Origin of the sequence: Streptomyces avidinii, from assembly GCF_014650695.1 — a bacterium.
In the GTDB taxonomy this organism is placed as follows: domain Bacteria; phylum Actinomycetota; class Actinomycetes; order Streptomycetales; family Streptomycetaceae; genus Streptomyces; species Streptomyces avidinii.
Genome location: NZ_BMVL01000005.1, coordinates 165,303 through 187,190, shown reverse-complemented (window position 1 = coordinate 187,190; position 21,888 = coordinate 165,303). Strand labels below are relative to the sequence as shown.

The window sequence follows — 21,888 nt, the reverse complement described above, 5'->3', positions numbered from 1 at the left end:
GCATTAGCCGTGATCACGCACTTCCATACTGGGTGGCGGTGGCTTGTTGTCCCAGGTGGGGCTCGCTGGCTGACCGCCTCGGCCACACCCGTAGAGGGAGAACCCCGAGCCAGCCGGTGATTACTGACGCGCTGAACGCCCAACGAAGTACATGACCGGCCGGCGCCCTCGACATGAGCGCCACTCGGTGGCCGCCGAGCAGGCCGGACGTGTGCCGCAAGCTTTGGAGTTCGTCGTAGCCGCCCGGAGCAGCCGCCTCACCGGGCTCCACGCGGCACCAGCAGGGCCGGTATGTACGCACTTCGGCCGGGTGCAGGGCCATGAAGGTGACCTCCCTTGGCGTGTCCGTCCCTCGCCGAGCGCCGCCGGATGGAGGATGGCCCGCGACGATCCGCCCCTGCCGCGAGGAGACTCCGTGCTGGAACGCAGACAGCTCAAGGACCGCACCCAGGTCACCTTCATCCTGCCCGCCGATACGCCTCCCGGCCCGGTCAGCGTGGTCGGTGACTTCAACGACTGGCAGCCCGGCACCCACACCCTGGTGCCCCGCGAAGACGGTACCCGCGCGGTCACCGTAGCCCTGCCCGGCAAGAGCGTGCACTCCTTCCGCTACCTGGCCGCCGGCGACTACTGGTTCGACGAGGACCAGGCCGACGGCCACGACGGCGCCAACAGCCGTCTGCGCACCTGAGTCGAACCCCTGGTGGGCGGGCGGCCGAGCAGTGCCCGCCCACCTGCCTTTGCAAGGGCAAGAGCACGCAGGACGACACCTACCGAGAGGAGCGGCCGGATGACCACGGCTCGCGAGATCATGACAGAGGGCGCGGAGTGCATCGGCGCCGAGGAGACGGTCCTTGAGGCCGCGAAGAAGATGACGCAGATGGGCGTCGGAGCACTGCCGATCTGCGGCACCGACGACAAGCTCAAGGGCATGCTGACCGACCGCGACATCGTCGTGAAGGTCCTCGGAGCCGGCAAGGACCCCGCCGTGTGCAAGGCCGGAGAACTCGCCCAAGGCGAAGCGGTCACCATCGGAGCCGACGACGACGCTTCCGAGATCATGCGCACCATGGCCGACCACCAGGTACGGCGCCTGCCCGTCATCGACGGCCACCGACTCGTGGGCATCGTCGCCCAGGCCGACGTCGCCCGTGCCCTGCCCGACCCCCAGGTCGGCGACCTCCTTCAGGCCCTTTCCGTCGACTGACCCTCATCGAGGACTCACCGGGGTGGCCAGGGAGGCGCGTCGTCACGGAGGCCTGGCGTCGCGAACGCCACAGTCGTGACCCGGCGCCATGCGTACGGGTCGCTGGAGCCGCGCACACCACCCGGGCCGCCCCGCCGCCCCGTTCCGTCAGCGGGTCGCGGGCGTGTCGAGGCGCCGGGGTGGAGGCGCGTTCACCCATGAGGTGTCGGAAGCCGGCCAGCACGTAGCGGTTTCCCGTGGGAAGGCCCTGTCCCCGGGATGCCGGCGATCTGTGCCATGAGCTGCTGCGGTTGGCGCTGCCAGCCGACCCAGCACCCGCAGGCCGAGGCATTCTCACCAACAACGCCGCGATTCGGTACGAGGCTCGCGGGACACTCGGCGAGAGCGGGCCGGCTCGGGAAGCACCAGCCACATGCTTGGTCCATGTCCATGCCCGGAACATGTTCGCTCGATTCGCGGCCAGGCCCCGGCGTGCCAGCCACGAGCGCGGCCGCCTCCCGTGGGCGAGGTGCCCGCGGGCGCCATACCGTGGCGAGACCAGGTTCGCGCAGCACCTGCGGTGCCGCCCCGCGCGCACCACGATCAGCCGTGCCGCTTGACTCGCGGTGTCATGCGGTAGCCGCCCCGGCGCCGGCTTCGGAGTGTGCATCCATAAGCGGGGTATGCGCGCGTCGTGCATCACACCGTGCGTATGCCGACGATCCGGTCGCTCGACGAAATGGCCGGTCTCATCGCCCGGGGAACGGGCTTCGATACCGCTGCCCGGCTCAGTGGTGAGACGGCTGCGTTGGCCCATTTGGGCGACATCGGCCCGACTACGCGGCAAAGATCGGTCGCTCAGGGTAGGGAAACCTGGGCGTTTGTCCCGTAATCCACATACCGGGAGGATATCCATGGACGCGATCGTGCTTCTGCGTGACGACCACAAGACCGTCGAGAAGCTGTTCAAGCAGTTCGAGAAGACCGGGGACGAGGACACGGACGAACGCCGGAGGATCGCCGACCAGGTCGTAGAGGAGCTGACCGTCCACGCCTGGATCGAGGAGCAGATCTTCTACCCCGCCGCCCGCGAGGCCGCGCCGGACACCACCGACCACATTCTGGAGAGCATCGAGGAGCACCACGCGGTCGTGTGGATGCTGTCCGAGCTCAAGGGCATGGACGCGGCCGACGAACGGTTCAAGGCGAAGATGAGCGTCCTGATGGAGAACGTCCGCCACCACGTCGAGGAAGAAGAGAAGGAATGGTTCCCCGACGTCCGCAAGGCCATGGGACGAAACCGGCTCACCGAACTCGGTGAGCGACTGGAAGCCGAGAAGCCGAAGGCACCACGGGATCCGCTGGCCACTCCCAGCGCCGGCAGCCGATGACACCAACAGCCGGCTCCCGCGATGCGGCTTTGAAAGCGGCCGGTGCCGTGGCCCTGGCAGGGATGCTCGCAGTGTTCCTGACGGGCTGCGGGGCGTCCGGGGCGCGCGTGGACGGTGCCCGGGATGCCGGCCGCGCCTTCGAGCAGGCGCTCGCCTCCCGGAACTACGGGACGGCGTGCGACCTGCTGGCGCCTGAGACCCGCGCGCAGTTGGAGGAGGACGAGAAGCAAGCGTGCGCGAAGGCGCTGGAGGGGCAGGAGCTGCCGGTGTCGGGAGCGGTGAACGGCGCCGAGGTCTACGGGCGGCAGGCTCTGGTCCGCGCCGACGGCGAGACGCTGTTCCTGTCGCAGTTCACCGGTGGATGGCGGGTCGTGGCGGCAGGCTGCACCCCGCTGGAGGACAAGCCCTACCGGTGCGTCGTGAAGGGCGGATGAGCATGCGAGGACTCTTCGTTGCCTGCCTGGTCGTGATCGTGGGCGGGCTGGGCTACTTCATCGCGATCGGAGCGATGCACCGATGAGCGGAAGTCGACAGGGGGGCCAGGAGCACGGGAGCTTCTGGCGGGACAACAGCCTGACTCTCGCCTTTGGTACGGCGTTCCTGCTGGTTCTGCTCGGGCAGGCGCTGGCCGGGCACGCCGACTTCAACGCTCAGCTCACCGACGACGGCCTCCAGCGGATCAGCCTGGGCGAGTACATGACGTCCTCGGACTTCGCCGTGGACGTCACGGAGAACTGGCAGTCGGAGTTCCTGCAGTTCTTCCTGTTCATCTTCGGCACCGTCTGGCTCGTCCAGCGGGGCTCACCGGAATCGAAGGAGCTCCACAAGATCGGTTCCGAGTCCGATCACGAGCAGCGCATGGGCGATCACGCCGGGAAGGACTCACCGCGCTGGGCCGGCACGAAGGACTGGCGGCAACTGGTGTACTCCCGCTCGCTGGGCCTCGTCATGGGCGGCCTGTTCGTCCTCTCCTGGCTGGCCCAGTCCATCACGGGCGTGGCCGCCTATGACGAGCAGCAACTACGACAACTCCAGGACCCCATCGGCTGGGGCGCCTACCTGGCCTCACCGGACTTCTGGAACAGGACACTGCAGAACTGGCAATCGGAACTCCTGGCCGTGGCCGCCATGGTCATCCTGTCCGTCTACCTGCGCCAGCGAGGATCGCCGGAGTCCAAGCCGGTAGGCACCGCCCACACCTCCACCGGCGTCGAAGGCTGAGGCGGTGAATGGGTCACGGGGGCCGGCCTCGGCCGGCCCGACCCGCGAGCGCTCGGCCGGTCCGAGGACGTCCCACAGGTGACTGCGGGCCAGTACCCGCATGGAAGCGGAGCCCGCGAGAAGGTCTCCGGGCACGGATGAGCGGCCGGCGCGGCGGACACCCGCCCCGATGGCCGCGGGAGGCAGCATGGGCAACTGGGTGGACCGGATCGCGGAGCCTTGGGGCGGCCGTACGCCATACGGACGGCACCAGCCGTGGCCCGCGCGCCTGGACACGTACCTGGCCGAGGGTGTGGGTCCGGACGACGTCGAACGATGGGTGCAGACCGCGTCGATCCTGCACTCGGACGGTGACGCCATGGACATCGCCGTGCGGGACGGCGCCATGGTCGGCGTACGCGGCCGGGTGGTGGACCGGGTCAACCGCGGCCGGCTCGGCCCGAAGGACGCGTTCGGCTGGCAAGCCAACGCCTCCCCCGACCGGCTCACCAGACCACTGGTGCGTCAGGGCGGGCGGCTGGTCGAGACGGACTGGGACACCGCGATGGACTTGGTCGTCTCCCGCTCCCGCGCACTGCTGCAGGAACGCGGTCCCGGCTCGATCGGCTTCTACACCAGCGGCCAGCTCTTCCTGGAGGAGTACTACACGCTCGCCGTTCTGGCCCGGGCCGGCATCGGTACCAATCACCTGGACGGCAACACGCGCCTGTGCACCTCAACGGCGGCGGAGGCCCTCAAGGAGTCCTTCGGCTGTGACGGACAGCCCGGCAGTTACGACGACATCGACCACGCCGACGTCATTGCCCTGTTCGGCCACAACATCGCCGAAACGCAGCCCGTGCAGTGGATGCGCATCCTCGACCGGCTCGACGGCTCCGATCCGCCATGCCTGATCTGTGTGGACCCCCGCCCGACCCAGGTTGCCCGCCGGGCCGCCGTGCACCTGGCACCGCGCGGCGGAACGAACGTAGCCCTGCTCAATGCGCTCCTGCACGAGATCATCCGCACCGGCCGCGTGGACCACGAATACGTCGAGGCCCGGACCGTGGGGTTCGAGGAGCTCGCGAAGACGGTCGCACCCTGCACACCCGAGTGGGCGGCCGACATCTGCGACGTGCCCGCGGCGAAGATCAGGGAGGCGGCCGAGCTGCTCGGCACGGCCGACAAGTTCCTGTCCACGGCCCTCCAAGGCGTCTACCAGTCCCACCAGGCCACCGCCGCCGCCGTGCAGATCAACAACCTGCACCTCGTCCGGGGCATGCTGGGCCGGCCGGGCGCCGGCGTGCTTCAGATGAACGGTCAGCCGACCGCCCAGAACACCCGTGAATGCGGCGCCAACGGCGATCTGCCCGGCTTTCGCAACTGGGAGAACGAGGCCCACGTGGCCGACTTGGCGAAGGTGTGGAACGTCGATCCGAAGTCGATCCCGCACTACGCCCCGCCCACCCACGCCATGCAGATGTTCCGCTACGCCGAGCAGGGTTCCTTGCGGATGCTCTGGATCAGCGGCACCAATCCCGCCGTATCCCTCCCGGAGCTGTCCCGCATCCGCTCCATCCTGGGCCAGGAACGGCTCTTCACCGTCGTGCAGGACCTGTTCCTCACCGAGACCGCGCAGCTCGCCGACGTCGTCCTGCCCGGGGCGACCTGGGGCGAGAAGACCGGCACCTTCACCAACGCCGACCGCACCGTCCATCTGTCGGACCGGGCCGTGGAGCCGCCGGGCGAGGCGAAACCGGACCTCGACATCTTCCTCGACTACGCCCGCCGCATGGACTTTCGCGACAAGGACGGTGGACCGCTGGTCACCTGGCGAGACCCGGAGTCGGCTTTCGAGGCGTGGAAACGTTGCAGCGCCGGCCGGCCCTGCGACTACACCGGCCTGGCCTACGGAAAGCTGCGCGGTGCCAGCGGCATCCAGTGGCCGTGCAACGCGCAGGCCCCGGAGGGCACCGACCGGTTGTACGGCGACGGCATCGCCTGGGCCCACCCCGATGCCTGCGAGACGTACGGCAAGGACCTCGTCACCGGTGCCTCCGTCTCGGTGGCCGAATACCGGTCCCTCAACCCGGACGGCAAGGCCGTGCTCAAGGCCGCCGAGTACCTGCCGCCGCACGAGGAGCCCGGCGGCGACCACCCGTTCCAGCTGACGACCGGCCGCACCCTGTACCACTTCCACACCCGCACCAAGACAGGGCGCACACCGCAGCTCAACGCCGCGGCACCCGATGTATGGGTGGAGATCTCCGCCGCCGATGCGGCCGCCGAAGGACTGGGCGAAGGTGACTTGGTCGACGTCACCACCCCGCGCGGCTCCCTGAGAGGACGACTGCGCGTCACGGGCATCCGGCCCGGGCTGCTGTTCGTCCCCTTCCACTACGGCTACTGGGACGCCCCCTCCGGCTGCGGCCCGGACGCCTCCACACCGGGCCGGGCGGCCAACGAGACCACGATCACCGACTGGGACCCGGTATCGAAGCAACCCCTGTTCAAGACCGCTGCCGCAGCCATCGCCCTCGTGGAACGGGCGGACGGCAGGCCTTCTGCCGCACCCACCACCACCGCATCCGCGCCCGTGCCAGCGCTCGCGGTGCCCGCCACCGAGGGCGGCCCCGCCGCCCATGTCCTCGAAGTCCGCGAACCGGACGCCGACAACAGCCCGGGAAGCGCACGATGAACGGCATCACCCTCACGCTCCGCGCCCTGCACCACGGCGAGCGCAGCCTGGCGAAGCAACTGTCCACCGCGGCAGAACGCCACCACACCGAGCACGAGGTCCACCACGTGGCCCAAGACCTCGTCCTGTGGTCGAACGACCACTGCCGGCGGGTGGCCGAGACGGGCCGCCACTACGAACTGGACCTCGACGGTCCGCCGGAGAAGTCCGCTCCCGGTCTCGTGTCGACGCTCCGTGAAAAGTCGGCCGAGGCCGTCGGCCGTCGGCCGGAACCCGGCCTGCTCCTGCTGCACGACCTACGGGAGTTGCACCTGGCCGCCGCCGGAAACTCGCTGTACTGGGAGATGCTGGCCCAGGCCGGGCAGGCTGCGAAGGACGACCGGCTGGTCGAGCTGGCCTCCTTCTGCCACCCGCGCACGCTACGGCAGATGCGGTGGACCAACACCTTGATCAAAACCCTGTCACCGCAAATCCTGACGAGCGTGTGACCACAGCACCACCCGGGGGGGCCGGGTCTGAACGCCGGAGGGGTCGGTCCAGGGGCGCAGCCGTCGGGGAGGGGGCGGGCCATCGCGTGGTGTGCCAGACCCGTGTCGCCGGCCGGGACACAGCGCGCACCGGCCACCACTGCGCAGAGCTCGTGGAAGGGCACGTCACGGGAGCCGCCGACCACTGCCCCCGGTGGCAGTCCGGCGTCGCTCGTCTCGCGCCGCGCCGGCGCCCCCTCGCCCGCGCCCGCCGTGACGACCACGCGCCTGGCCCGCTCGGCGCAGGGCACGTACCACCGCTGCGAACCGTTCCGGGCCACCGGCGCGAGCCGGAGTCCGCGCCGGCGTCACGCCTTCTGGCGGGTTGGCGTGTCGCCGGTTGACAGTTCGTCGAGGAACTGGGCCAGCGTGCTGACTCCGAGGCGAAGCGCCTGGATCTCGACCCGTTCGTCCGGGCCGTGCCAGCGGTCTGCGGGAAGTCCCGTCCCGAAGAACAGCACGGGCGCGTTAAAGGCACTGGCGAGCTGCGCGCCGGGAGCCGCACCTCCATTGCCGATGTGCCGGGCCGGAGCTCCGTAGGCATCACTGACGGCTCGGGTGAGAGCCGCGAGCGCCGGGGCGTCCGGGGGCGTCCGGTAGGGGTCCGAGATGGTGGAGGAGATTTCCAGTTCGTAGGTGAAACCCGGCCTCCGGTGCCGGGCCAGCCAGGCGCGCAGCTGGTCGGCGACCTGGTCGGCCCGCTGGTCGGGTACGAGCCGGAAGAGCAGGTCGGCACTGGCTTCCGCCGGTATGAGGCCGAGTGCGGGCGCGTCGGTGCGGCCGGCCGCAAGGCGGGCGACCTCGGCGGAAGGGCGGGTCCACAGGCGCTCGGGGACCGTGAACCCCGCTTCTCCGGGGGCGCCGAACGTACCGGTCTCAGCCTGCCAGCTCGGCAGGTCGAAAGGGACGGAGCCGACGCCGGCGCGCAGGTTGGGGCCTGGGGTGGCCACCGCGTCGTAGAAATCGGGCAGGGCCACGCGGCCCGTGGCGTCACCGAGCAGGTCCACCAGGCGGCACATTTCGACCGCGGCGTTACCAGCGGCGCCGGATACGGCGCCGCTGTGGAGGTCGCGCTCGGCGCCGCGGATGGTGAGGGTGGCGGTGACCGACCCGCGCACCGCGGCGCACACGGTGGGATCGTCCAAGGACCAGAGCATCGAGTCGGACACCATCACGACGTCGGCGTTCAGGTCATCGGCGCGCTCCGACAACAGTTCGGCCAGGTGCACCGAGCCGACTTCCTCCTCGCCTTCGATGAGGTACTTCACCGTCACGGCCGGGGCGGTGCGCTGCGCAAGGTGCGTGCGCAGGGCCCACAAGTGGCTCATGACCTGACCCTTTGCGTCGGACGCCCCGCGCCCGTGGAGTCGACCGTCCCGCAGGAGCGGGGAAAACGGCTCGGTGACCTGCCATTCGGAAGGATCGACGGCGTGCACGTCATGGTGGCTGTAGACGAGCAGGACCGGCGCACCGGGATCGGCCGCCGGCCAGGAGGCACAGACGGCCGGCAGGCCTTCCGTTTCCCAGACTTCGGCGCGCGGGAAGCCGGTGCGGCGCAGTGCCTCGACGAGCCAGCGGGCGGACCGGCGTACGTCTTGGGCCCTATCCGGGTCGGAGGAGACGGATGCGATACGCACCCACTCCGCCAGTTCGGCCAGAGCGTCGTCTCCGGGCACGGCGCCCGGCGCAGTGATGGTCACTGGGAGCTCATGGCCGGCGGCCGCCGCGGTGATCCGGGAGCCGGCTCTCGTCCGTTGGCTCCGTTGGCCCGCTGACCGCCGGCGAGCTGCTCGCCGCGAGGCTCCCGGGCTGTCTCCGCTCCATTGCGGCCACCGTTCCTCATCCAGCGCTGCCGTGTCCCCTACCCGCTTCCGCAGTCGGGCGGCTCAGCAGGCACCTTCCCCGATACCGATGCTTCATGCGGGGTGCTCCCTGGCGACCCGGGAGCCGTACAGTGCGGGGGCCGACACGTCGGCCAGGACGGCACGCCGGGCCGGCACCCCTTCGCCCGCGGCGGTGCGTACGCCGGCCGCGGCGTCTTCACCCGTGCCGGGGGTGAACGCCTCGCCGGTGACGATGAGCAGTACGCCCGGCTGGAGGCCTGGACCGAGCAGCACTTCCCCGAGGTGAGGATCTCCCATCGGTGGGCGGCGCAGGACAACAGCTCCACAGACACCGTGCCGCTGGTGGGCAGACTTCCTACGGGCGGCGAGAACGTGTACGTCGCGACCGGCTTCGCCGGCTGGGGGATGACCGGCGGGGTCATGGCCGGGGCGCTCCTCGCCTCCCTCGTCCGCGGCACGCCCCAACGGTGGGCCGGCCTCTACGATCCCGGGCGTTTCGGCTCCGCCGTGCAGTCCGCACCTACGTTCCTCAAGGCTCAGTGGGACACCGGGAAACACTTCGTCAAGGACCGCCTCGACACTTTCGCCGATGGGACGATGGGCCCCGTCCGGGACTTGCGGCCGGGTGAGGGAACCGTGGTCCGGGCAGGTGGCAAACCGTGCGCCGTGCACCGCGACGACCAGGGCGAACTGCATGCCGTGTCCGCGGTCTGCACCCACCTTGGATGCGTCTTGGCCTTCAACAACGCCGAACGCACGTGGGAGTGCCCGTGCCACGGCTCTCGCTTCGGCGTTGACGGTGAAGTCGTGCAAGGCCCGGCACTGCGCCCTCTGGAACGGCAGGATCCCGGAGAGCTGTGACGGTCGCCGGGGCACTCCGTTGAACGCTTGATCGGCCTTCGGTTGCGGGCCGCTCGGTATGCCGATCGCCTGTGTGGCCAGGTTCGCAATGACACCACCCACCAGCGCAGGAGAAAGCGTCATGGACACGCTTTCCCGGACTTGGGGCCCCCGGCCACGATCGCGCTCTTACGGCGCGCGACGAGCAGTGGGCCCGGCCCTCCGTGTGCGGCCTGAGCGGGAAGATCCGGTTCGACGGACGAAGACCGCACCTCGCCGCGTCGCCCGGATGACGGACGCGATGGAGGAACGAGTGCGGACCGCGCAGGCCCATGACCGACCCGTCAGTGGGCACCACGGCCGTGCTCCTGAAGGCATACGGCTTATGGGGCAGCGCCTTCGTCGATGGTGGCACACCTCACGGGCCGCATCGTTCTGGGCGGGCACCGGCTCGGCGTGCAACCGCCGTACGGACGCAGGACAGCGCCCGTCTGCGCTTCGCTTCGTCCCTGGCCGCCCTTCTTGCGGGCGGCGGAGTGGGACACGTCCATCGACCCCGTGGCGCTGCACCCACAGCTCAGCTGGCACGGCACCGTTCCCCGCCGTTCGTGCCACGCGTCCGGGTTCGCACTCTCGGGGGCGAGGCATGAGCGCATGCGTGGGGGGAATCAGCCCCATATGGACGGATTTATGCTACCGATTGCGCGCCCTGTGAACTGCTGCTCCTCCGAGTACCTGCTCGCGGTAGCCGCCGAACTCGGACGCGACCTGGGGTGCTGGGAAGCGCGCCTGGAGGACGGGGGCGCGCACGGGCCACAGCCCAGGTACGTGCCCCTGTTCGCGGATGACCGTTTCACCGCCTGGGCCATCGCCTGGAACGACGACAGCTATGACACGGGATTTCGAGCTCACCGCCAGCCCGAGGGCGTTTACGTCGCCCGAGGCAGGATCCGTCACACATGGTTGGCCGACGAACCGATGGAGCAGTGCGTGGTTGCGGGACAGGGCTTCTCCCCGGACGTGAGGGGCCTGCACCGTATCCGCCGCGATCCGGGGTCGCAGCTCACCGTGACCGTCCACGCCTACGCGCAGGACCCCGATCGCACACCGTACGGCGCGCTCACCGACAAATCCGCTCACGGCGTACTGTCCGGGCCGGAGGGTCGCTTCCCATGCGAGGGGCGTCAGGCAGGCCCGCCCGACCGGGGTACTTAATAGATATTCGGGACTGCGTAGTACACCTGAGTCCGGCATGCACAGCGGCGCGCACTGTCCCTCCGAGGTCGCGGCCGGCGCCGGCATCCGCCTGGCCGCAGCGATCATGGTCCGGGCAACTCCCCGCCGCGGCCGCGGCGAGGAAGGGGCCCGGCGCCGACGGCTCGGCGGCCTCGTTCATGCACCCTCCATCGCTTGCCATCCTCCAGATGACATCTGGTTGTCATCGTTTGGATGACATGCACCAACGCAAGCACGTTGAAGCGCATGGGCAGTTTCTGCCTGAACCATGCCGCTAACTCGCCGGGAGTTGGGTAGCTGCCCTCACATGAACGGGGTTCGGGACTGGTCGATTGCGGTCATCGGGTCGCTGGACGAACCGACGGAGCACCTCGCCCGCCGGCGAGTACGTGCGCTGGTCCACGGGCCCGCAGCTCGATCTCTCGCGGGAGCCGTCGAGCCGGGACGAGCTCACCGGCGTCGAAATGCCGGGCCGTCGTCGAACCCCATGGACGTCGAGGACTGGTGGGGACAGCGGCCGCTGCGCACGTGGGCCGCACGACGCCTCTACGACTACTCCCACCTGCCGAGGGTCAAGGACGCCCGGGTCAGGCCCTGGCTGCCGGTCGGCACCGAGGCCGGGCGGGGCCCCGACAACGAACCTCTGGTACGGGACGTGGAACCCCTCGGGTGGGTCGATCAGTAGGCGATCACGGAAGCGGAGGAGGAGATCCATCAGCAGCAGGGCGCATGGGGGCCACTCAACCGTAGGTGAGAGCCCCGCTGGGCACTCCGAAAGGACCGGGATCATGGGCGATGCACAACAGCCGGAGGCACGGCGCAGCGGCAAGGGCGCCGCGACCCCGCAGGAAAGCAGGCACCTCAAGGCGGCTCAGCCGAAGAGCCCGAAGAAGGCGGGCGGGGATCAGGAAAGCCGGTCCCAGACGGGTGGCCCCACCCCCCGCGAGCAGCGGCCCGACCACCCGTGACGGCAGGCAGCCCCAAGGGGGCCGGCTGCTCCGGCGGCAGCCGTCGGAGCAGCCGGAGACCACTGGGCAGGCCAAGGCGGGAGCACAGCCACGAGTCGCATTACAGGCCCGGCTTCCGCCTGGTCGGATTCGAAGTCGAGGCCAGCGACAGGGGGGGTCCTGCTGCCCGCCGGGCCGTCGCGCGCGTCGACATGGAGCAGGAGAGGATCCTGCTCGGTTTGGACCGGGACCGGGTCAAGGACGCCCCCGAATACGACAAGCGCGAACATCGCGGGGACGCCGCCTACCGCGAGCGGCTCGGCCGGTACTACGAACGCAACCGGCTCTGAGCACCGGCCCGCGCCGCAGGTGCCTGCCGGTCGGCCCCGCCGCTCACGGAGGCGGCAGGGCCGGCCGTCGCATGAGTACCGTCCCGGGCTCCGTAACGCTCGCACCGTGCCGCTTCCGCGGCGACCACAGGTGACGCGGCGCTGCTCCGTTCAGGTGCGCAGGCGGCTGTTGGGGCCGTCCTGATCGTCGGCGGCTTCGTCGTTGAACCAGTAGTCGCCGGCGGCCAGATAGCGGAAGGTGTGAGCCCCTTCCCTGGGCAGGGTGACCGTCACGGCCCGCTTTCCGTCCTCACGCGGCTGCAGGGTGTGGATGCCGGGCTGCCAGTCGTTGAAGTCACCCACCACGCTGACCGGCCCCGGGGGCGTGTCCGCGGGAAGGACGAAGGTGACCTCGGCACGGTCCTCGTGAGGTGTGTGCTCCAGCATGGCGCTCGGCTCCTGACAGTGCTGGGGACGGAAACGGCAGTGTGTGCCCATCTTCCGCACCCGGGCGCCAGCGCGCACCCGCACGTACCCACCCGTGCATCGTCCCGCTCCCACGTGCCGCCGCCTCTGGCCCGGGCGCACCATGAAAAGAGCGAGGAGGCTCCGTCGCGGAGACGGCCGAAGCCGTGACCCAGATCCCGGTTGCACGGCTCGTCAGTGAGTTGAGCAGGGCTTCGGCGAGGCCTACCGTCGAATGAGGGCAACGCATGAACCAGGAACCGTCGTGGGCGTGCAAGGCGATCGGATTCCGCGGAACACCGGCGGGGGACATACCGCTCCTGGTGTTCACACGTGAGGGCCGCGACGACCGGTCGGTCCACGAGCAGCTCACCAAAATGGGACTCGCGCCCTTCACCGGCGTCGTCGAGGACCTTCTACGGCCGGTCCCGTCCTGGTCGGCGGACGTGGAGAACAGCGTTGTGGTCGTCATCTACCGCGGAGCCGAATTCTACCGATCCCCTCCCGGTCTCGTGCCGGACTCGTGGACCACGATGGCGCACGCGACCGGCCGCGTCGTCCTGGTCTGGCTTCCCGGGCCGCACCGGCCTGATGAGCAGCAGGTTCTCCTCCTACTGCGTCAGGGAGCCGGCCTGTGGGGAACGGCTGCTCTGCTCGGGCCCTGATATACGGCTACCGGTCGCCGGGGCGGCTCGCTGCGCGGGCGGGTACGCGCGCTGGGTGACCCCGGGCAGGCGCGAGAGCGCCACGCCCGCAGTCCCGGGTTGGCACCTGCCGCTTCCCGCTCAGGGCCTCGTCGGTACACGCCGAAGCCGGAGAGGGGAGGGGAGGGGCCTACTCGGCACGTGCCCATGTTTCGGAGTGGTCCGGCCGAGGGTCTGTTGCGCGAAGCGGAAGGTGTGCTCCAGGTCGAAGCGGCGGAGAAATGCCTGCCAGAAACGGTCCACGTCGTCCGGAGTGACGCCGGTCTTGGAAGACCATAACCACACCGGCGGGGCATCACGGTCCTTCGACAGACGCTCGACCTTCAACCCGACAACGTACCCTCCACCAAGGGAAGTTCACCATCACGGTCGAGCCATGAGGAGCGGTGGGTGAACCTTGGGTGGACCCGGTCCCATGCCTGCGTCTCGGCCTTGCCGTAATTGGTAGCTGCGGTGACCGTGGTGATCGCGGGCTGAACGGTGTGTACCGCTGCCGCCGTCCTGCTTTCGTCGCGACGGCCCGGATTCTGGAAGTCGCTCAAGGCTCCTCCTGGTGAATTCGATCGAATCAACCGTTCACCTGGCGCTTGTTCACCTTTCGGCCGGTCACCCGCGGCCGAGGGGCCGGGTTACGCCGCACGACAGCGGATGGCATCGCCCACTCAAACCGCCCTGCTGCCGAGCGGGCCAACGTTCACTTGACGCCCCTTGCGGGGACGGGTCGGGTACCGGAGCGGGCGACCAGAGCGTTCACCGCTCCGAGCCGAACGTGACGCAGCGCGGCCCCCGGGAAGGTGCCTTCCGGGCGGGCACTGGCCGCAGGTCGGCAAGGCTTGCACCAGGTCGGTCCTGTCGGGGAGGAGGAGGGTCCCGGCCCCGTACCGCCCTTCTTCGATGCCACGCCGGCGCAGGACGTCACCCACACTCACCGCTTCCTCCGTGACCCCGGCGAGCAGTTCCGTCCCACCGATGCGACCGGTGCGGCAGTTGTCGGCCGTAGCGGACGAATTCTCCGGGGCTGGATTGAACGGACCCGTCTCCGTACTGTTCCAGGGAGAGGAATGGGGGTGAAGGAGCCGTCCTTCTCGTCGTACGACTTCGCCCTGCCGGGAACGTCCACTGCCGGGGACAAGGTCATGCGCAGGTGCAGTGCCATCGTTCCTCCCGGTCACTTCGGGGTGATCGTGAACGGTTCCCACCTGAGCCCCGCCACGCAGTCGGTGTCGGGAGCGGTCGGGCGGGTGAGGAAGGACGCCAGCACCTTCTGGGCGCAGGGCGACTGCGGGACCACCCAGTGCCCGATCCCGGGCACCTCCACGGTGGTCGAGTGGGACAGCGTACGGGCCGTCCTGGGCGCCCAGCTGGCCCCGGTCTTCATGTCGAACGTCCCGTTGAAGAAGAGCGTCGGCACCGAGCTGACGGTGGGTACCCGTTGGACGGCAGTGCGGTCCGGGACGTTCCAGATACGGCACACCGGGGCTTGGAATGCCAGTTGAGGCGCCTGGGCCTGGACCGCCTCCGGCCATTCGGGGAACGCTTCGCGGCCCGCCTTCAGCACGTCGGACGGCGAGTGATCCGGCACCCATTCGCTGCACACCACCGACTGCGTCAGGCCGTGGGCGGTCTGACCCACCACCTGGACCGAACCGGCGGCGCGGGCCTTGGCGAAGCGGTCGGGGTTTCCGCGGCCGAGTTCGTCGATCGCTGCCGGGACGTCGGCGAACGGGATCGCCTTGGCGACCAGCAGGTTCACCAGCGCGCCGCCGTCGAGGACGACCTTCACCGGGTCTCCGCCCTGCGGCGGCCGGACGTTCAGCGTCAGTGGCTGCGCCTCCAGCTTGCGCACCTGCTCGTTCAGGGTGCGCTCGAGGTGCGGGTACCGGCTCTGGCAGCGGGGCTCGGCCGCGCAGCCCTTGTAGAGGCTGTCGAGGCCCTCCCGGGCGTTGGCCCAGGCGAACGGCAGGGAGACGTACTGTGCGGGGGCGGCCGAGTCGAGCGCCACCGACCGGATCCCCTGGGGGTGCAGGCGCAGGTAGGTCAGGGCCAGGTTACTGCCGTAGGAGTGGCCGTAGACGTTCCACTGCTTGAAGCCCAGTGCGGTGCGCAGGTCGGCGAAGTCGGCTGCGTTCTCGGTGCTGTTGTAGGCGCTCAGGTCGGTCCCGCCCGCTGTCAGGCGGTCCCGGCACTGCTTCACCGCGTCGAGCATGAGCTTTTCCGTCTGCGGTGCGTAGGAGGGGAGCCCCACGGACCGGGCGTAGAAGCGGTCCAGCTCGGGGCAGGCGAGGTTGGGCTCGTCGTAGAGATTGCCGCGCTGGGCCATGACGATCAGTTCGCGATCCCGGTTCAGGCCGGAGGAGACCAGGAACGGGATGTCGTCGAACGTCTCGCCACCGGGGCCGCCCGACATGAACACCACGGGGTCCGGGGCGGGCGTCGCCGAGACGGGCGGGATGATCGCCACGGCCAGCCTGATGGTCCGGCCGCCGGGGCGGGCACGGTTCTCGGGGACCTCCAGGACACCGCACCGGGCGGTAGCCAGCGCATCGATCGGTTCAGGTGGCTCGGGGCACGGACCCGGCACGAAGCGTGACGCGGCGGCCGTGCCGGGCCCGGTGATACCCATGGGGTCGGTAGGCGGCGGTGCGGCGACCGCCGACGGCTGACCGAGGGCGGCAAGGAGGGCCAGGGCGACCCCTGCAACCGGCACACCGACATGGAAGCTCTGCTCTGCCATGTGATCCCGTTCCTCTGCCGATCGACGGCTTCCCCGCCGGGCGATGCGACGGCGGTGCGGTCGGAACGCACGTAATCACGCTACCGGGTGGTCCGAGGACGCGCACAACGACGGAAGGCGGCCATTGGTGCTCGCGGCCGCCGGGGAGGAGGGTGCGGGGCCGGACGGCGCCGGCCTCGTCGGCCACCGCCGCAGAAGCGACCTCGTCACTTGGGTCCGACGAGCACCGCGGTCACTGCCCCGGCCGGACGAGCTCCTTGCCCCGTCTCGGCGAGCGGCAGGTGATCGACACGGTGCACACGTCCCTCATCACCCGGACTCCACGCGGAAACGCGGCGGCGCACGTACAGTTGGCGCGTGACGTGGGGGAGCTGGAGCTCGCCGCGTTCGCCGCACAGCAGCATGTGGATGACCGGACGGGCCGGACGGACAACTGCGGTCGGGGGCACATCAGCCGTGCAGGCCTTCAGGGGGAGAGTGGCACATGGCCAGCATCAGTGGCCGTTTCGAGTTTCCTGATGGGCTGACTCCTGGTCAGTCGAAGGACGGCGGCCTTCACCAGAACCTGTACGACGACCAAGGGCGCCTCGTCGACCATGCCACGTTCATTCCTGACGACGATGACGATGCAGATCCACCGGTGGACCCCCCGCCCCTCTCTTTCGATACGAACGAGCGTGCGCGCGAGTCGGATCCCCGAGCGCGAGGGCGCTTGGATCCCGAGGAGGTGATCGAGGCCCTGATCATCCTCATCAAGGTCGCGGACAGTGCTGCGCCACACATCAAGAGATGGTGGAACGATCAGGCTCTCCCACTGATGAAGTCGACGCGCAGCAGATTCGCCCGGAATCGCAAGAATGCCGGCCGGGACAAGCCCACCGAGTCGACCGTCCCCCTGGTTGAACCCGTACCTTCAATGCCTTCGCGAGAAGAAATTGACGAACTCGAAAAAGAGCATGTACGGATGAGCAGCGAAGAAGCATCGGCCCGCCTTGCCGCAGCCCTGACCGCCAAACTGTTCAGCGATGAGCAGATGCGGATTCTGCGGAGCGCTCGGATCGACAACGAGAACGATGCTTCAGAGTCGAGCCAACTCGGATCGGTCCTCCCTGGGCAGATCGCGGACCACGTAAGGCTGGCACTCGAAACAAATCCTTCGCTACTCACAGAAGATCCTTTGGCCTTCCTCGGGAAGATTCTCGCGAGCATTCAAGCCGAGGACGCGGTGCATGCAATCGAGCGATGATCGGACCGAAGAGGTGACGCCGCCCGAGCCTGCGGCACGGTAGGACCCGCTGCTCGGGCGGCCCGGGGCCGTTCCGAGGTCGCGCCGGCGTGCCGGTGCCGGCCGGTCGCCGAGGCCCCGGCCCGGCTCCTGGCCCGATTCCCGGCCCGTCACCCGAGCACAGCACGAACGAGGACGGCAGGCCGTCGGCGGAAGGGCGGGCCAGGATCCGGACCGATGCCGATCACTTGCCGACCCGGGCTCCGGCAGCACGGCGCTGACCTGCGGAAACGTCCAGATGTCAGGCGTGGGGCCTGCCGTATGCCGGGGCAGTGTTCTCCAGGCCTTTCGAGGCGCGCGCATGCCGGGTGGGCGGCGGCCGTCGCTCCCTGCTGCCGACAACCCGTAGAGGTTAGAAAATGGAGTATGAGCAACCTCCTTGGATATTTCCGGCAACGGCTGCTCAGCTCCACCGCGGGCTCTTCCACTCCCCCCGGGCAGCCGCGCTCGGGACACCACCAGGAGCATCAGGAGCATGCCCGGTCCCCCGAGGGAAAGGGGGCGCGGCGGCCGCAGCGTCTGTCCTCCCTGCTGAGCGTGCGCAGCGTGGCCGGCGAGGTGTTCCTCCTGCAGCTGGCCGTCGTGGTGCTGCTCGTCGCCGCCGCGGTGGTCGCGCTCGTGGTGCAGTCCCAGAGCGCCGCCATGCTGGACGCCCGGCACCGTACGCTCGCCGCCGCCGGAACCTTCGCGGAGTCCCCGGGAATCGTCCCGGCCCTGCGCAGCGCTCATCCGAGTGCGGTGCTCCAGCCGAGCGCCGAGGCGGCCCGGAAGATCGCCGGCGTCGACGGCATCAACGTGTACACGCTCGACGGGCTCACCCTCACCCACAGCGACCCGCGTCAGATCGGGAAGCACGTCGTCGGCCCCTTCTCCAAGGCGGCGGCCGGCAACTCCTTCACCGAGACGTTCGAAGGGTCCCTGGGGCGGTCCGTGGTCTCGGTGGTCCCCGTCAAGGACCCCGACGGCCGCGTCATCGCCATCGTCTCCTCCCCGGTCACGGTCGAGAACGTCCAGGGCATGGTGAACCGGCAGCTGCCGGTCGTCCTCGGCACCGCGGCCCTGGTGCTCGCACTGTCCGCGGGCGGGACGGCTCTGGTGAGCCGCCGGCTGCTGCGCCGGACCCACGGCCTGGGACCGGCCGAGATGACGAGGATGTACGAGCACCACGACGCGGTGCTGCACGCGGTGCGGGAGGGCGTACTGATCATCGGCGGCGGCGGCCGGCTGCTGCTGGCCAATGACGAGGCGCGGCGGCTGCTGAACCTGCCGGTGGACGCCGAAGGGCTCCCCGTCACCGAGCTGGGTCTGGAGGAAGGGATCGCCGACCAGATCGCCTCGGGGCGTTCCGCGACCGACGAGCTGCACATGGCCGCCGACCGGCTCCTTGCGGTGAACATCCGGCCCACCGCTCCCTACGGGCAGGCCGGGACCGTCGTCACGCTGCGGGACACCACCGAGCTGCGGGCACTCTCCGGCAGGGCCGAGGTGGCCCGCGAGCGGCTGAGGTTGCTCTACGACGCGGGTGTGCAGGTCGGTACGACGCTGAACGTGGAGCGCACCGCCGAGGAGCTCGCGGAGGTGGCGGTCCCGCGCTTCGCCGACGTGGTCACCGTGGACCTGCTGGACCCGGTGCTGCGCGGCGAGGAGCCGCCCGAAGCGATCACCGAGATGCGCCGGACCGCCGTCGTCGGCCTTCATGGCGACCACCCGCTCTCCCCCGTCGGCGAGCTGATCCGGTTCGCTCCCACCGGCCCCGTGGCCGCCGGGCTGGCGGGCGGCCGCGCGGTCCTGGAGGCGGACCTGGGCACCACCCACCGCTGGCGGGCCCAGAACCAGGCCAACGCCGCGCAGATCCTGGACCGCGGCATCCACTCCCTGATCGTCGTGCCCCTGCGGGCCCGGGGTGTGGTGCTGGGGATGACCGGCTACTGGCGGGGGCAGGACTCCCCGCCGTTCGACGAGGAGGACGTGTCCTTCGCCGAGGAGCTGACCGCCCGGGCGGCGCTGTCCGTCGACAATGCCCGCCGCTACACCCGCGAGCACAACATGGCCGTCACCCTGCAGCGCAGCCTGCTGCCCCGTGGGGTACCGGAGCAGTCCGCCGTGGAGGTGGCGCACCGCTACCTGGCCGCCCAGGCCGGGGTGGGCGGCGACTGGTTCGATGTCATCCCGCTGCCCGGCGCCCGGGTGGCCCTGGTGGTCGGCGACGTCGTCGGCCACGGTCTGCACGCCGCGGCCACGATGGGCCGCCTGCGCACCGCCGTGTACAACTTCTCCACCCTCGACCTGCCTCCGGACGAACTCCTCAGTCACCTGGACGAGCTGGTCGCCCACATCGACACCGACGAGCAGGAGTGGCAGGGGATCACCGGAGCCACCTGCCTGTGCGCCATCTACGATCCCGTCTCGGGACAGGTGACCGCCGCCACCGCCGGACATCCGGGCCCCGCTCTGATCCGCCCCGACGGAACCGTGTCCTTCCCCGAGGTGCCGGTCTCCCCGCCGCTCGGCCTGGGTGCGGGACTGCCCATGGAGACCGTGACGGTCACCCTGCCCGAAGGCTCCCGGCTGGCGCTCTTCACCGACGGGCTGATCGAGAGCCGCGACCGCGATCCGGACGCGGGCCTGGCGGCGCTGCGCGCCGCCCTGGCCGGGCCCGCCCGCACCCCGGAGGAGACCTGCACCGCGGTGATCGACGCGATGCTGCCCGCCAGGCCCAGCGACGATGTCGCGCTGCTGGTGGCCCGCACCCGCCGGCTGGACCCCGAGCGGATCGCCGAGTGGGACGTGTCCCCCGACCCGGCGGCCGTGTCCCCGGTGCGCAACGCCTGCGCCCGCCGTCTGGCGGAGTGGGGGCTGGAGGACATCGCCTTCACCACGGAACTCATCCTCAGCGAGCTGATAACCAATGCCATCCGGTACGGCACCGAGCCCATCCGGGTGAGGCTGCTGTACGACCGCAGCCTGGTCTGCGAGGTCTCCGACGGGTCCAGCACCTCCCCGCACCTGCGCCGGGCCGAGACCACCGACGAGGGCGGCCGCGGCCTGTTCCTCGTCGCGCAGTTCGCCGAGCGCTGGGGCACCCGCTACACCGCCCGCGGCAAGATCATCTGGAGTGAGCAGGCGCTCCATGCAGGGGCCGCAGCGCCGACGATGGATCTCGGGGAGGCGCTCCTGGCCGGGTGGGACGACGAGGGGTTCTGAGAGCGCGCCGGTACGGCAGTCGCGGGGAAGACGGCGGACACCACCGTCGGGGACTGCGTTGCCGAGGCCGCCGAACGTACGCTGGCCTCGATCAGTACGCGACCGCCCGTTATGGAGCCTTTGTGCCCGTACCTCGCCTCCGGACAGCCTCCGCCGCCGCCTTCCTGGCCCTCGCTGCGGCGCCCCTGGGCGCCTGCGGGGACAAGCCCCCCGCCGCTCCACGAGCGCCGGCGGTGGCCACCTCCGCCGCGGACGCCGGCGGTATGGCGGCACTGACAACGGCGGCGAAGAAGGAGGGCTCGCTCAACACGATCGCGCTCCCCCCCGACTGGGCCAACTACGGCGCGCTGATCGACGGCTTCGAGAAGAAGTACGGGATCAAGGTCAAGGTGGAGAACCCGGAAGGCACCAGCCAGGACGAGGTCAACGCTCTGAAGGAACACAGGGGCGACGGCAGCGCCCCCGACGTGATCGACGTGGGCGGATCCTTCGCGGAGTCCGCGGCCCGGCAGGGTCTGCTCGCCCCGTACGAGGTCGCCGAATTCGACGAGATCCCCGAGGAACAGAAGGACCCGCACGCCCGCTGGTACAACAACTACGGTGGCTACATCTCGATCGGCTGCGACGCCGAGCGCGTCAAGACCTGCCCCTCGACCTTCGCCGATCTGCGCAAGCCCGAGTACAAGGGCCAGGTCTCGCTCAACGGCGACCCCACCAAGTCCGGCTCCGCCTTCGCCGGCGTGTACGCGGCGGCCCTGGCGAACGGGGGTTCCTTCGACAACATCCAGCCCGGTATCGACTTCTTCGCCGAGCTCAGCAAGAACGGCAATTTCATCCCGGTCGAATCCACCCCGACCACGATCGCCGAGGGCCGGACCCCGATCAGTATCGACTGGGACTTCCTCAACCTCGGATACGCCGAGGAATTCCGCAAGAAGGGCGTGGACGTCGACTGGCGGACCGCCATCCCCTTCGACGGCAGCTTCGCCGAGTACTACTCGAACGGAGTGAACAAGGACGCCCCGCACCCGGCGGCGGCCCGCCTGTGGCAGGAGTACGTCTTCAGCCCCGAGGGCCAGAACCTCCGGCTCGGCGCCTTCGCACGCCCCGTCCTCATGGAGGCCATGAAGGAGAACGGCACCCTCGACAAGGCCGCCGCGGACAAACTACCGACCGTCGAGGGCACGCCGACGTTTCCGACCGAGGCGCAGACGGAGAAGGCGCGAGAGACCGTCAACCGCAACTGGGCCAAAGACGTTCGGGCCGAGCGGTAGCCACCGGACCCGACCGGGACGGGC

Annotated in this window: 18 protein-coding genes and 4 pseudogenes; 17 read left to right on the top strand and 5 right to left on the bottom strand. The window is 70.0% G+C overall.

Annotated elements, in window-relative coordinates:
• The first annotated feature begins 415 nt into the window (after window positions 1–415).
• The 7 genes from IE257_RS14525 to IE257_RS14495 all read left to right on the top strand — a co-directional run bounded on the left by IE257_RS14525 (window position 416) and on the right by IE257_RS14495 (window position 6,963).
• Window positions 416–691 (top strand): isoamylase early set domain-containing protein, encoded by a 276-nt coding sequence (locus tag IE257_RS14525; RefSeq protein WP_189968588.1) that lies wholly within the window; start codon window positions 416–418, stop codon window positions 689–691.
• 99 nt (window positions 692–790) lie between these two features.
• Window positions 791–1,207 (top strand): CBS domain-containing protein, encoded by a 417-nt coding sequence (locus IE257_RS14520; RefSeq protein ID WP_189968586.1) that lies wholly within the window; start codon window positions 791–793, stop codon window positions 1,205–1,207.
• Window positions 1,208–2,100: 893 nt separating this feature from the next.
• Window positions 2,101–2,577 carry a hemerythrin domain-containing protein gene (locus tag IE257_RS14515; RefSeq protein WP_189968584.1) on the top strand — a complete coding sequence of 159 codons (477 nt, stop codon included), beginning with the start codon at window positions 2,101–2,103 and terminating at the stop codon, window positions 2,575–2,577.
• 62 nt (window positions 2,578–2,639) lie between these two features.
• Complete coding sequence (locus tag IE257_RS14510; RefSeq protein WP_229920363.1) at window positions 2,640–3,011, top strand: thiamine pyrophosphate-dependent enzyme; 372 nt, start codon at window positions 2,640–2,642, stop codon at window positions 3,009–3,011.
• 82 nt (window positions 3,012–3,093) lie between these two features.
• Window positions 3,094–3,798 carry a DUF6766 family protein gene (locus IE257_RS14505; RefSeq protein ID WP_189968582.1) on the top strand — a complete coding sequence of 235 codons (705 nt, stop codon included), beginning with the start codon at window positions 3,094–3,096 and terminating at the stop codon, window positions 3,796–3,798.
• Window positions 3,799–3,985: 187 nt separating this feature from the next.
• Window positions 3,986–6,475: a molybdopterin oxidoreductase family protein gene (locus tag IE257_RS14500; RefSeq protein WP_189968580.1), complete on the top strand. Its 2,490-nt coding sequence runs from the start codon at window positions 3,986–3,988 to the stop codon at window positions 6,473–6,475.
• A complete protein-coding gene (locus IE257_RS14495) occupies window positions 6,472–6,963 on the top strand; it encodes a hypothetical protein (RefSeq protein ID WP_189968578.1) in 492 nt (163 codons plus the stop codon). Before IE257_RS14500 ends, IE257_RS14495 begins: the two co-directional genes overlap by 4 nt.
• 347 nt (window positions 6,964–7,310) lie before the next feature.
• On the opposite strand, the gene IE257_RS14490 is transcribed toward IE257_RS14495, so the two are convergent.
• Both IE257_RS14490 and IE257_RS38240 read right to left on the bottom strand, forming a co-directional pair.
• A complete protein-coding gene (locus IE257_RS14490) occupies window positions 7,311–8,702 on the bottom strand; it encodes a M20/M25/M40 family metallo-hydrolase (protein WP_209468342.1) in 1,392 nt (463 codons plus the stop codon).
• A 216-nt stretch (window positions 8,703–8,918) separates the two neighbouring features.
• Complete coding sequence (locus tag IE257_RS38240; RefSeq protein WP_229920412.1) at window positions 8,919–9,119, bottom strand: hypothetical protein; 201 nt, start codon at window positions 9,117–9,119, stop codon at window positions 8,919–8,921.
• On the opposite strand from IE257_RS38240, the pseudogene IE257_RS38235 reads away from it, so the two are divergent.
• From IE257_RS38235 to IE257_RS14470, 6 genes and pseudogenes are all read left to right on the top strand, one after another.
• Window positions 9,072–9,233 (top strand): annotated as a pseudogene (locus IE257_RS38235) (FAD-dependent oxidoreductase); the annotation flags it as partial. The gene IE257_RS38240 and the pseudogene IE257_RS38235 sit on opposite strands and share 48 nt — an antisense overlap.
• Before the next feature lie 18 nt (window positions 9,234–9,251).
• Window positions 9,252–9,707 (top strand): Rieske (2Fe-2S) protein, encoded by a 456-nt coding sequence (locus IE257_RS39140; RefSeq protein WP_308433283.1) that lies wholly within the window; start codon window positions 9,252–9,254, stop codon window positions 9,705–9,707.
• Window positions 9,708–9,910: 203 nt separating this feature from the next.
• Window positions 9,911–10,283, top strand: a pseudogene (locus IE257_RS39400) (N-acetylglutaminylglutamine amidotransferase); the annotation flags it as partial.
• Between the two features lie 1,028 nt (window positions 10,284–11,311).
• Window positions 11,312–11,607, top strand: a pseudogene (locus tag IE257_RS14480) (DUF6098 family protein).
• Between the two features lie 103 nt (window positions 11,608–11,710).
• Window positions 11,711–11,890: a hypothetical protein gene (locus IE257_RS14475; protein WP_189968574.1), complete on the top strand. Its 180-nt coding sequence runs from the start codon at window positions 11,711–11,713 to the stop codon at window positions 11,888–11,890.
• Window positions 11,891–12,081: 191 nt separating this feature from the next.
• Complete coding sequence (locus IE257_RS14470; RefSeq protein WP_189968571.1) at window positions 12,082–12,219, top strand: hypothetical protein; 138 nt, start codon at window positions 12,082–12,084, stop codon at window positions 12,217–12,219.
• Window positions 12,220–12,369: 150 nt separating this feature from the next.
• Here the strand turns inward: IE257_RS14470 and IE257_RS14465 are convergent, their stop codons facing one another.
• Window positions 12,370–12,645: an isoamylase early set domain-containing protein gene (locus tag IE257_RS14465; protein ID WP_189968570.1), complete on the bottom strand. Its 276-nt coding sequence runs from the start codon at window positions 12,643–12,645 to the stop codon at window positions 12,370–12,372.
• A 266-nt stretch (window positions 12,646–12,911) separates the two neighbouring features.
• Here IE257_RS14465 and IE257_RS14460 point away from each other — a divergent pair, with 266 nt between their 5' ends.
• Entirely contained in the window at window positions 12,912–13,328 is a 417-nt protein-coding gene (locus IE257_RS14460; protein ID WP_189968568.1) for a hypothetical protein, read from the top strand.
• A 189-nt stretch (window positions 13,329–13,517) separates the two neighbouring features.
• Here the strand turns inward: IE257_RS14460 and IE257_RS14455 are convergent.
• Both IE257_RS14455 and IE257_RS14450 read right to left on the bottom strand, forming a co-directional pair.
• Window positions 13,518–13,840: pseudogene (locus IE257_RS14455) on the bottom strand (NF041680 family putative transposase); the annotation flags it as partial.
• A gap of 695 nt (window positions 13,841–14,535) precedes the next feature.
• Window positions 14,536–16,101: an alpha/beta hydrolase gene (locus IE257_RS14450; protein WP_189968566.1), complete on the bottom strand. Its 1,566-nt coding sequence runs from the start codon at window positions 16,099–16,101 to the stop codon at window positions 14,536–14,538.
• 484 nt (window positions 16,102–16,585) lie between these two features.
• Here IE257_RS14450 and IE257_RS14445 point away from each other — a divergent pair, with 484 nt between their 5' ends.
• The 3 genes from IE257_RS14445 (at window position 16,586) to IE257_RS14435 (ending at window position 21,864) form a co-directional block, all read left to right on the top strand.
• A complete protein-coding gene (locus tag IE257_RS14445) occupies window positions 16,586–17,347 on the top strand; it encodes a hypothetical protein (RefSeq protein WP_189968564.1) in 762 nt (253 codons plus the stop codon).
• A 405-nt stretch (window positions 17,348–17,752) separates the two neighbouring features.
• On the top strand, window positions 17,753–20,590 hold the full coding sequence (locus IE257_RS14440) for a SpoIIE family protein phosphatase (RefSeq protein ID WP_229920362.1): 2,838 nt from the start codon (window positions 17,753–17,755) through the stop codon (window positions 20,588–20,590).
• A gap of 122 nt (window positions 20,591–20,712) precedes the next feature.
• Entirely contained in the window at window positions 20,713–21,864 is a 1,152-nt protein-coding gene (locus IE257_RS14435; protein WP_372452982.1) for an ABC transporter substrate-binding protein, read from the top strand.
• The last annotated feature ends 24 nt before the right edge of the window (window positions 21,865–21,888 follow it).